Annotated in this window: 1 protein-coding gene; it reads right to left on the bottom strand. The window is 71.3% G+C overall.

What is annotated here, in order from left to right:
* Positions 1–69 precede the first annotated feature (69 nt).
* On the bottom strand, positions 70–11,691 hold the full coding sequence (locus OG966_RS38110; protein WP_326654682.1) for an SDR family NAD(P)-dependent oxidoreductase: 11,622 nt from the start codon (positions 11,689–11,691) through the stop codon (positions 70–72).
* Between the last annotated feature and the right edge of the window lie 249 nt (positions 11,692–11,940).

The following is an 11,940-nucleotide window of genomic DNA, read 5'->3' as shown; positions in this document are numbered from 1 at the left end:
GGCAGGCGCGCCGCTGACCCCCGCCTCGTCAGGAGGCGGGGGCCTGCGGCCGCCGGGGCAGGTGGAGGCTCAGCCGAGGTCGATCCCGGCCTCCGCGAGGAACATGTCCAGCTCCGCGCTGAGTTCGTCGACCGACTTCTCCTCGCCGGCCGCTTCTTCGGTGAGCTCCGGTCCGGGAGCCTTGCGCTCCCCCGCAGCCTCGGGGACGGGCAGATCCATCCGGGCGAGGATGAGCCTGGCGATGTGCTCGGGCGTCGGATGATCGAAGGCAAGCGTGGCGGGCAGTGACAGACCGGTCGCCGCCGACAGCCTGCGGCGCAGCTCCACCGCCATGAGTGAGTCGAGCCCGAGACCCTTGAGCACCTCGTTCGGGGCAAGGGACCCGGCCCCGGCGAGGCCGAGCACCCCGGCCACCTCGCGCAGCACCAGGTCCGTCGCCATTTCCGGCCTCCGGTCCTCGGGTGCGGCGATCAGTTGCTCGCGCAGACCCTGCCGGTCCGGGGCCGTACCGCTGCCCACCTTGCGCAGCCGGGCCCGCACGAGGGAACGGAGCAGGGCGGGTGCCGCATTGCCCTGGTCGGCCTCCCGTTGTGCCGCGCGCAGGTCGAGCTGTACCGGAACGAAGTTGTCGGCGGGCCGCCCGAGGACCGTGTCGAGCAGTCCCAGGCCCTGTTCGAAGGAGAGGGGGGCGATGCCCTGCCCGCGCATGCGGTCCAGGTCGGCCCGGCCGAGATGGGAGGTCATGCCCACACCCGCCTGGTGCCACAGGCCCCAGGCGAGGCTCGTGACCGGGCGGTCCTCGGTGCGCAGGCGGGCGGCGAACGCGTCGAGGTAGCTGTTGGCCGCGGCGTAGATGCCCTGGCCGGCTGTGCCGACGGTGCCTGCCGCCGAGGAGAAGAGCACGAGGGCTGCCAGGTCGAGACCTGCGGTCAGCTCGCCCAGGTAGCAGGCGCCACGCACCTTCGGCTCCATCACGCGGGAGAGCCGCGCCGCGTCCTGGGTGACCACGAGGCCGTCGTCCAGGATCCCCGCCAGGTGCAGGACCGCGGTCCAGGGCCGGTCCTCGCCGGCCAGGGTGAGGACCTGCGCGAGGTCGTCGCGGCGACCGGCGTCGCAGGCCACCACCCGTACAGATTCGGCTCCTTCGTCGGTGAGCCGGCGTACGAGATCCTCGGCGCCGGGCGCGTCGGCGCCGCGCCGGGACGTGAGGACCAGGTGGCGGACCTGATGGCGGCGTACGAGGCGCAGTGCCACTTCCCGGCCCAGCTCGCCGGTGCCTCCGGTGATCAGGACCGTGCCCCGCGGGTCGAGCGGCCGGACCGTGGTGTCCTTCGCCGGCTCCTCGGCCCGTACGAGCCGGGCCACCAGCACCTGGCCGTCACGTACGGCGAGTTCCGGCTCGCCGGTGACGGCGACCGCGGATGCCAGCAGGGCGCGGTCGCTGTCGTCCGGTCCGAGGTCGACCGTGCGCAGCGTGCGCTCCGGGTGCTCGGAGCGGGCACAGCGCAAGAGACCCCACAGCGGGGCGTACGCGAGTCCGTCGACGCGATCGCCGTCGGCCGCAGAGACGGAGCCGCGGGTGATCCAGACGAGTTCGGTCGACTCCAGCCTCTCGTCGGACAGCAGGTCCTGGAGTACGGACAGTGCGTGTTCGGTCGCCCTGTACGCGGCCTCGGGCGCACTGTGGACGGGCGGCCAGCCAGTGGCGTCGACGACGATACGGGCGGGGGCGGCCGGGTGTGCGTCGAGCCGGGCGGACAGCGCGTCCGTTCCGATCAGGTGCTCGGCGCCCAGGGCCGTGGCCAGGTGTCCCGTGCCGCCGAGCACGATCTCGGCCGCTGCGCCGGCCGGTGCGGTGGCGGCGAGGGGCTGGAAGCCGAGACGGTAGAGATTGTCGGTGCCCAGGGTGCGGGCGGCACGCAGCTGGGCGACGGTGGCACGGCGCAGATGAAGTTGACCGATCCTGACGACGGGCGCCCCGGTGGCGTCTACGGCCCAGGCCCGGATCACCTGGCCTGTCCCGGTGGGTTCGACGTCGATACGGATACGCAGCTCGCCGCCGCCGATGGCGTACAGCTGGACGTCACTCCACTCGAAGGGCAGCAGAGCGCCTTCGGGCTCGTCCCCGGGGGCGGTGACGCCCTTCATCACATGGAGGGCGGTGTCCAGGAGGGCGGGGTGCAGGGTGAAGCCGGCCTCCGTGCCGGGCTCGGGAAGGCGTACGACGCCATAGGCTCTGTCGCCCTTGCGCCACAGTTCGCTGAGGCCGCGGAATGCGGGGCCGTAGTCGATGCCCTGGGCGCCGAATCGGTCGTACAGGCCGTCCAGTTCGACTCTTTGGGCTCCTTCGACAGGCCACCGGGCGAGCTCGCCGAAGGCGGCGGTGTCGGCGGCCGTGACTACGGCAGGATCGGTGGCCGCTTCCATCAGTTCGCCGCTCGCGTGGCGGGTCCATGCGTGCGACGAGGCGGGCGAGGTGTGCGAGCTCTCCGGGCGGCTGTGGATCGTGATCGGGCGCCGCCCGTTCTCGGCCGCCTGCACGGTGATCTGGATCCGTACCGCGTCCTGGATGATCAGCGGCTCGGCCAGGGTGAGTTCGGCGACACCTGCCGAGCCGACCTCATTGGCGGCGGCGACGGCCAGTTCGAGGAGCCCGGTGCCGGGGACGAGGACCTGGTCGAAGAGCACATGGTCCTTCAGCCAGGGATGGTCGGCGAGCGAGAGCCGTCCGGTCAGAAGATGACTGTCGCTGTCGGCGAGCGGGGTCGCGGCGCCGAGCCATGGGTGCTGCGAGGAATCGAGGCCGAGTGAGCCGGCGTCGTTGGAGGTTTTCCTGGTCTCCATCCAGTGGTGTTCGCGCTGGAAGGCGTAGGTGGGCAGCGGGACGAGCCCGGTGCCGGCAGTGGCGGGAAGGATCCGGTCCCAGTCGAGTTCGTGTCCGTGCGTGTGGAGCAGCCCCGCATTGTGCAGCAGCTGTTCCATGCCTCCCCGGTCACGGGCGAGGGAACCGACGACAACACCACCACGGTCCGCACCGGCATCGGTCAGCGGCATCGACAGCACCGGATGCGCGGAAATCTCGACGAACACCGTGTGCCCGTCATCCAGCAGACCCTCCAGCGCACGGTCGAACCGCACCGGCTCCCGCAGATTCCGGCACCAATACCCCCCGTCCAGCTCCCGGCCCCCGGCAACCCGCCCACTCACCGTCGAATAGAACGCAATATCCGTCTCCCCCGGCACCAGCCCCGCAAAGCCCTCCGCCAGCCCCGGCAACAGCGGATCCATCTGCGCATTGTGAGACGCATAATCCACATTGATCAGACGCGCAAACACACCCGACCCCTGCAACTCCCCCACCAGAGCCGCCAGCTCCACCCCCCGACCCGACACCACCGTCGACCCCGCCGTATTCACCGCAGCCACCGACAACGCATCCCCATACGGAGCCAGAAACCCCTCCACCTCCAACAACGGACGCCCCACCAACGCCATCCCGCCCTGCCCCGCACAGGACAACACCGCACGAGAACGCAACGCCACCACCCGCGCACCCTGCTCCAGCGACAGCGCACCACTCACCACCGCCGCAACCACCTCACCCTGCGAATGACCCACCACCGCAGCAGGCTCCACCCCCAAAGAACGCCACACCGCAGACAACGCCACACCCATCGCAAACAACGCAGGCTGCACCACATCAACCCGGTCGAACGGCGGATGACCACCCTCCACCCCAGCCAGCACATCCCGCACCGACCAGCCCGTGAACGGCCTCAACGCCGCATCACACTCATCCACCACCGACGCAAACACACCACCCCCCGCCAACAACTCACGACCCATCCCCACCCACTGCGAACCCTGACCCGGATACACAAACACCACCCGGCCCCGACGCCCCGCAACCCCCTCCACCACACCCGCACGCGGCACACCCTCAGCCACCGCCCGCAACCCATCCACCAACCCAGCCACCGACCCGGCAGCCACACACGCCCGCTGCTCAAAATGCGTCCGATGACGAGCCGCCGTCACCGCCACACCCGCCAACGGCACACCCGCATGCCCCTCCAACCAGGACGCCCAACGACCGGCCTGCTCCCGCAACGCCCCCACATCCCGACCCGACACCACCACCGGATACGGGCCCTCAGCCACCGCCTCCGCAGCCTCGCCCCCATCCCGCACCGGCGCCTCTTCCACAATGACGTGTGCGTTGGTGCCGCTCAGACCGAACGACGACACACCCGCCCGACGCGGACGACCCTCCTCCCGCGCCCAGGGGGTGAACTCGTCGACCACACGGACCGACATCCGGTCCCAGGCGATGTTCGGGTTGCGCGGTGAGCTGTGCATGGTGGCGGGCAGCGCGTCGTTCTTGAAGGAGGCGAGCATCTTGCACACACCGGCGATACCGGCTGCCGACTCCAGGTGTCCGATGACGCTCTTCGCCGTGCCGAGCCCGAGTTCGCGGCCCGGTTCACGGCCCTTTCCGTACACGGCGTCCAGGGCCTGCACCTCGATCGGGTCACCCAGAGACGTACCGGTGCCGTGGCATTCGACGTAGTCGACGTCGGCCGCGGACAGCCCGGCCGAGTCGAGTGCGGCGCGGATGACCTTCTGCTGGGAGGTGCCATTGGGGGCGGTGATGCCGCTGCTCGCGCCGTCGTGGTTGACGGCGGTGGCACGGATGACGCCGAGGATGTTGCGGTCCTGCTCGATCGCGTCGGACAGACGCATCACGGCGATGACGCCGACGCCTTCGCCGCGCCCGTATCCGTCGGCGTCGGCCGAGAAAGCCTTGCTGCGGCCGTCCGGCGAGAGAGCGTGGGAGCGGCTGAGCGCCACGAACATGCCGGGGTCGGCGAGGACTTGGACGCCGCCCGCCAGGGCGAGCTCGCACTCGTCGTTGCGCAGTGCTTCACAGGCGAGGTGCAGGGCGACCAGCGAGGACGAGCAGGCCGTGTCGATGGACAGGGCGGGTCCCTGGAGGCCGAGATGGTAGGAGAGACGGCCGGCGTTGAAGCTCGACAGGGCGCCGGTCAGTGTGTAGGTGTCGGGTGCGCCGCTGTGGCGGTACTTGCCGTACTCGCCCGCGCCCGCGCCGACGAAGACACCGGTGCGGGAGTCCCGCAGCTCACGCGGCCGGATGCCGGCGTCCTCCAAGGAGTGCCATGCCGCTTCGAGGAGCAGCCGGTGCTGCGGGTCCATCGGCTCGGCCTCGCGCGGGCTGATGCCGAAGAACGACGCGTCGAAGGAAGCGACGTCCCCGAGGAAGGAGGCGTGGCGAGCGTATGTGCTGCCCTCGGCATCCGGGTCCGGGTCGTAGTAGGCGTCGATGTCGAACCGGTCGGCCGGGACGGTGCTGACGGTGTCGCGTCCCTCGGCGAGGACCTGCCAGAGGCTGTCGAGGTCGTGTGCGTCGCCGGGCATGCGCAGGCCGACGCCGACAACGGCGAGCGGTTCGTCGCCGCGGTGGCCGCCGCGGGTGCCGGTGCCGGCTGGGGCCGGGAGGGCGACGGGGGGTGTGGGGGCGAGTTCGGCGAGAAGCCACCGGGCGGCGGAGCTCAGGTCCGGGGAGTCGAAGACGAGGGTCCTGGGGGTGGTGACGCCGGTGCGGCGCTGGACGCGTTCGGCGAAGTCGACTGCCATCATCGAGTTGAAGCCGAGGTCCTTGAATCCTCGTTCGGGGTCGAGCGAGAGGGGATCCTCTATGCCGAGTACCGCCGCAGCCTCGGCCGCCAGCAGACGGCGCAGATGCGCTTCGCGGTCGGGTTCGGCGACTTCCAGCAGGGTCCGGCGCAGTGGGTTGGTGTCACCGGCCGGGGAATCGGCGGTCTGCTGCGTGAGGGCGGCGCGCGCCTGGGTGATCTCGTCCAGGAAGGGCCGGTTCCTGCCCTGCGTATAGGACGTGGCGCACCGGTCCCAGTCGATCTGGGCGATCACAGCGGACCGCTTCGTGGCCAGGGCGGCGTCGAGGGCGGACAGGGCCCGGTCGACGGCCATCGGGGTGAGGCCGGTGCGGCGCAGCTGGGTTTCCGCGGCGCCGTGTGTCATGCCTCCGTCGGCCCAGGGTCCCCAGCCGATGCTGACGGCCGGGATGCCTTCGGAGCTGAGCTGGTGTGCCAGTGCGTCGAGTGAGGCGTTGGCCGTGGCGTAGTTGGCCTGGCCGATGTTGCCCAGTGTGCCGATCACGGACGAGTACAGGACGAAGGCGTCGAGCTCATGGTCACGGGTGAGTTCGGCCAGCAGCCGGGCGGCCCCGAGTTTGGGTGCGGCGGCCGCGGCCAGGGCTTTGGTGTCCAGCCGGTCGACGAACCGGTCGTCGAGGAGGCCCGCGGTGTGGAAGACGGCACGCAGCGGTGCTTCGTCGGACGCGATGTCGACGAGCAGGTCCGACAGCTGCCGGCGGTCGGTGACGTCGCAGGAGGCGAGGGTGACGCGGGCGCCCGCCTTCTCGAGGCTGTGGATGAGCTCTTCGGCGCCTTCGGCGTCGCGTCCGCGCCGGGACACCAGGACGAGATGCTCGGCGCCGCGGTCGGCGAGGCTGCGGGCGAGGTGCCCGGCCAGCGCGCCGCTGCCTCCGGTGATCAACACGGTGCCGCGGGGGGACCAGGGCCGTGTGACGGTACTGGGGGCTGCCCGGTGCAGACGGCGCACGTAGCGGCCGGTGGAACGCAGGGCCAGATGTTCTTCACCGTCGGCCTGTGCGGCGAGGACGGCGGGCAGCTGCTGGGCGGCTGCTGCCAGTGCGGCGGCCGCCACGGGGTCGGCCGGGTCGGCGTCGGTGCCGGCGGGGAGATCGATCAGCCCGCCCCAGCGGTTGGCGTGTTCCAGGGCGACGACGTGGCCGAGTCCCCAGGCGCCGGTCTGGTTCGGGCGGGGCGCGGGGTCCTTGTCGTGGGCGCGCACGGCTCCGCGTGTGATCAGCCACAGCGGCGCGCGGACCGACGCGTCGCCGAGAGCCTGGACGAGTGCCAGGGTCTGGGCGATGCCGGTGGTGGTGGCCGGGTGCTCGGGGTGCGGCGTCTCGTCGACAGGGGTGAGGGCGAGGACGCCGGACAGCGTCTTGTCGCCGAGCGCCGAGCTCAGGTCGGCGAGGAGCGTGGCGTATCCGGTGCGGTCACAGGCGGCCGAGAGGATGTGCGCGGAGGCGCCCGCCTCCGTCAGGGCGTCCGCGAGGGTTTCGGCGAGCCCCGAGGCGGCAGTCGGGCCGACCAGCAGCCAGTGGCCGTCGACGGCGGGGGCGGCGGGCGGGGCGGTGAGCGGCTGCCAGCTCTCCTCGTACATCCAGTCGGCGATGTCGGCGGCCTGGTCCTGGCGTTCGCGCCAGGTGGCGAGGTAGGGCAGCAGGGTGGTTACGGCCGCGTTGTCGTCGGTGACGCCCAGGAGTTCGCCGAGGCGCTGGGCCTCGCCGCTGCCGATGGCCTGCCACAGGGCGTCGTCCGTGCTGCTGTGGTGGCGGGATGGGCGGTCTGCGCCGTCGATCCAGTAGCGCTCGCGCTGGAAGGCGTAGGTGGGCAGGTCGACCGGTGCGGTGGTGCTGCCGGGCGGCAGGATCCGCGTGAAGTCCAGACTCTGCCCATGGGTGTGCAGAATGCCCACCGCCCGGAACATGTCCCGGCTCTCATCAGCCTGTTCACCCCCACGCTGCGACTGCGAAGCGACAAAAACCGCACCCTCCCCGGTGACACAGCCCGCCGCCATCGCCGACAGCACCGGGGCCGGACCGCACTCCAGAAAACGGCCGATCCCAGAACTCTCCAAAGTCCGCACCACATCCAGGAACCGGACCGCCTCCCGAACCTGACGCACCCAGTACCGCGGATCACGCACCCCCTCACCCGCAGCCAGACCCGACCCCATGACAGAACCGTCAACACTCGACACCAGCGACATCCGCGGCGCCGCAAACGAGCAACTGGCCGCCACAGCCGCATAATCGGCCAGCATCGAATCCATATGCGCACTGTGGAAGGCGTGCGACACCTCCAGACGACGGGTCCTGCGCCCCAGACCGGTGAAATGCTCCACCAGCACCGCGACCGCCGCCTCATCACCACTGACCACCGTCTGCGCCGGCCCGTTCAGCCCACCGATCGACACCCGGCCCCCGGCTCCCGCCAGCACCGCCACGACCTCAGCCTCCGAGGCCTCCAACGACACCATCACCCCGCCCGGCTCACAACCCTGCATCAGCCGCCCCCGCGCAGCCACCAACCGCGCAGCATCCGCCAGACTCAGCACACCCGCCACATGCGCAGCAACCAGCTCACCCACCGAATGCCCCGCAACCGCCTCCGGCTCCACACCGAACGACTGCCACAACCGGAACAACGCCACCTCGAACGCAAACAACGCAGGCTGCGCAAACTCCGTCTCATGAACCAACGGGGCATCCACACCATCAGGATCGGCAAACACCACAGCCGCCAACGGCATCCGCAGATGCGGCTCCAGAGCAACACACACCTCGTCGAAGACCTGCCGGAACACCGGGAACGACTGATACAGCTCACGCCCCATACCGATCCGCTGACTGCCCTGCCCGGTGAACAACACCGCCAGCTCACCCCCGGCCAGTGCCGCACCTTCGACCACACCCGCATGCGGCACACCCTCAGCCACCGCCCGCAGCCCATCCACCGCCTCGTCGGCGGACGCGGCGACGGCCACGGCCCGCTGTTCGAGGTGGGAGCGGTGGTTGGCGGCGGTGTAGGCGACATCGCGCAGCTTTGCGGCGGAGGCGCCCCGCAGGTATTCGGCAAGCCGAGCCGCGTTGTGGCCGCGGGCCGCGGCGGTCTTGCCCGACACGGTGAGGACCACCGGCGCGGTGGAGGCGCTGCGCTGCGGGCGGCCGGTCACGGCGCCCCAGTCGAGGTCGAAGCCGTCGCACCACAGGCGTGCGGCGACGTCTTCGAGCGCCTGGCGGGCCGGGCGGCCCCGGTGTCCGGTGCCGAGGACCGTGGAGCGGTCGTCGTGGTGTGCCATCAGGGTGCGCCGGACCGAGTACTTCAGGACGGGGTGCGGGGCGATCTCCACGATCCGCAGGTCACGTTCGCGGGTGAGTTCGGTGACGGCCTCGACCACCTGGAAGGGCTCGCACATGTTGCGTACCCAGTAGGCGGCGTCGAGGGACGTGCCGTCGACGAAGCCGCCGGTGACGGTGGACCACATCGGCACCGCGGCGGGGCGCGTGCGTACGGTGCCCAGGCGGCGCGCGAGTTCAGGGCCGAGGGAGGCGATCTGCGGGCTGTGGGCGGGATAGTCGATGTTGACTCGCTGGGTGGGGATGTCCCGCTCGGCGAGCGTCCGCTCCAGTGAGTCGACGGCGGCGGCCGGGGCGGACAGACAGACCTGACCGGGTGACAGGTGCCCGGCGACGGACACCTCGCCGCAGGTCTCGGCGGCGAGGCGCTCCGCCTCGTCCAGGGGGAGTTCGGCGACCAGCAGGGTGCCGTGTCCCGAGGCGCGTTCCGCGCACAGCTGCGACCAGAGGGTGATGACCCGGGCGCCTTCGTCCAGCGAGAGTGCCCCGGCGGCGACCGCTCCGGCCACCTCTCCGACGCTCTGTCCGACGACGACGGTGGGCTCAAGGCCCCAGGCCTGCAGGGTCCGGGCGTAGGCAACCTGGAGAGAGAACAACAGGGGCTGGATGACGTCGGTGGCGTCGAGGCGGGAGCTGTCGGCGTCGGCGAGCAGCTCCTCGGTCACGGACCAGCCGGCGACCGCGCGTACGGCTCGGTCGCACTCCTCCAGCGCAGCCCGGAAGGCGGGCTCGGCGAGCAGGTCGCGGCCCATGCCGAGCCACTGTCCGCCGTGTCCCGAGAAGAGGAAGGCGAGTTCGGGGCGTGCCGCGCCGGACGGGCGCGGTGTGTGGGCGTCGATACGGGCCTGCAGGGCGTCGGCGAGACCGTGGTGGTCGGTGACCGCGGCGACGACGCGCTGCTCGCCGGTGCCGGCCGCCAGGAGTTCAGGTGCGTACCAGGCGCGGCCGGTCCTGGCCCGTTCGGCGAGGGTGGCCGCGGTCTCGCGCAGCTCTTCCTCGCTGTCGGCGGCCAGCGGTACGAGCAGCCGTCTGCGGTAGGGAGCCTCTTCGAGTGCGACGTGGGCGTTGGTGCCGCCGAACCCGAAGCCGCTGACGCCCGCGTACCGGCGCTTGTCGCCCGGCCATCCCTGGCGGGCGGCGACGACCTCGAGCCGGTTGGCCTCGAAGTCGATGTGCGGGCTGGGGGTGTCGAAGTGCAGGCTGGCGGGGAGTTCGCCGTGGTGCAGGGCGAGTGCGGTCTTCATCAGGCCCAGGACGCCGGCGGCGGGCTCCAGGTGGCCGAAGTTGGTCTTGGCGGAGCCGATCCGCAGGGCCTCCTGGCGGCCCTCGGCAAAGACGCTGCCCAGTGCCCCGGCCTCGATGGGGTCGCCGAGCGGGGTACCGGTGCCGTGCGCCTCGACGTACGCGACGTCCCTGGGGTCGATACCGGCGTTCTGCCATGCCCGGCGCAGCACCTCGATCTGTGCCTGCGGGTTGGGTGCGGTCAGCCCGTTGGAGGCGCCGTCGTTGTTGACGGCGCTGCCCCGGATCACGGCGTAGATGCGGTCGCCCGCGGCGAGTGCGTCGGACAGGCGGCGCAGGACGATGATGCCGCAGCCCTCGCCGCGTACGTAGCCGGCGGCGTCGGCGTCGAAGGCGCGGCACTGCCCGTCGGGGTTCATGCCGCCGAACTTGGTCATGGCGACGGTGGTGTTGGGGTGCAGCAGGACATTGACACCGCCCGCCAGGGCAAGGTCGGACTCGCCGCTGCGCAGGCTCTGGACGGCGAGGTGTGTCGCGGTCAGCGAGGAGCTGCACGCGGTGGCGACGGCCAGGGCGGGGCCGTGCAGACCGAGGGTGTACGCGATCCGCGCCGCGATGATCGAGTTGTCCCAGCCGACCGCCGAGTGGGTCCCGATGGCTGCCGGGTCGGCGCCTGTGGCCAGGTGGTACTCCTGCGCCATGGTGCCGAGGAAGACACCGGTACGGGAGCCCGCGAGGTCGCCGTGGACGATCCGGGCGTCCTCGACGGCGGCCCAGGTGCTCTCCAGCGCCATCCGTTGCTGCGGGTCCATCTGCCGGGCCTCGGCGGGCGAGATGCTGAACAGCCCGGCGTCGAAGTCGGCCACGTTGTCGAGGAAGCCTCCCCAGCGGGTGTTCATCATGCCGGTCGCGCGGGGGTCGGGGTCGAGCCACTCCTGGGCGTTCCAGCGGTCGCGGGGGACCTCCCGTACGGCATCCAGGCCGTTGAGCAGGCCCTGCCACAGGGCGTCGGGGGTCTCGACGCCGCCAGGCAGCCGGCAGCCGAGGCCGATGATGGCGACGGGCTCGGCCGCCTGCGCCGTGCCCGGCCGGGCGGGCGCGTGGTGGGCCGCGGCGGAAGAGGTGTCGCCTGCGAGGTGGGCGGCGAGTGCGGCCACGGTCGGGTACTGCCAGACGACCCAGCTGGGTACGGGCCGCCCAAGGGTCTGGGACAGGATGACGACCAGTTTCATCAGCTGGGCGGAGTCAAGTCCGATCTCACGCAGAGGCCGGTCGAGGGCCACCGACTCCGGGCGTGTGCCCAGTAGTTCGGCGAGGACGGCGCGCACAAGTCCGGCGATGTCGTCGGCCGTCGTCGCAGCGGGACCTGCGTCGCTGTTCACCTGGGCAAAGTTCATCGGCTCTTCCTTGATGCTCGTCGGACCGGACTTCCGGCAGCGATGAAAAACAAGAGTTCGAACGAGACCGGCCACGTCACGGTGGCGGCTTGTGCCCACGTGACGTGGCCGGTTGTGCCGGGGCTGCGTGCCGGATCGGGCCGGCGGCATCAGCCGGAACGCGGGGTACGAGACAGCGTTCATCATGCTTCCGGTCGCTTGAGCGTGGCTCGAACAGCGTGGCCGGAACTCAGAGGTGCACGTTCGTGC

Origin of the sequence: Streptomyces sp. NBC_01750, assembly GCF_035918095.1 — a bacterium.
Taxonomy (GTDB): domain Bacteria; phylum Actinomycetota; class Actinomycetes; order Streptomycetales; family Streptomycetaceae; genus Streptomyces.
Note: the sequence above shows the minus strand (reverse complement) of the source record. Positions and strands in the feature narration are given on the sequence as shown.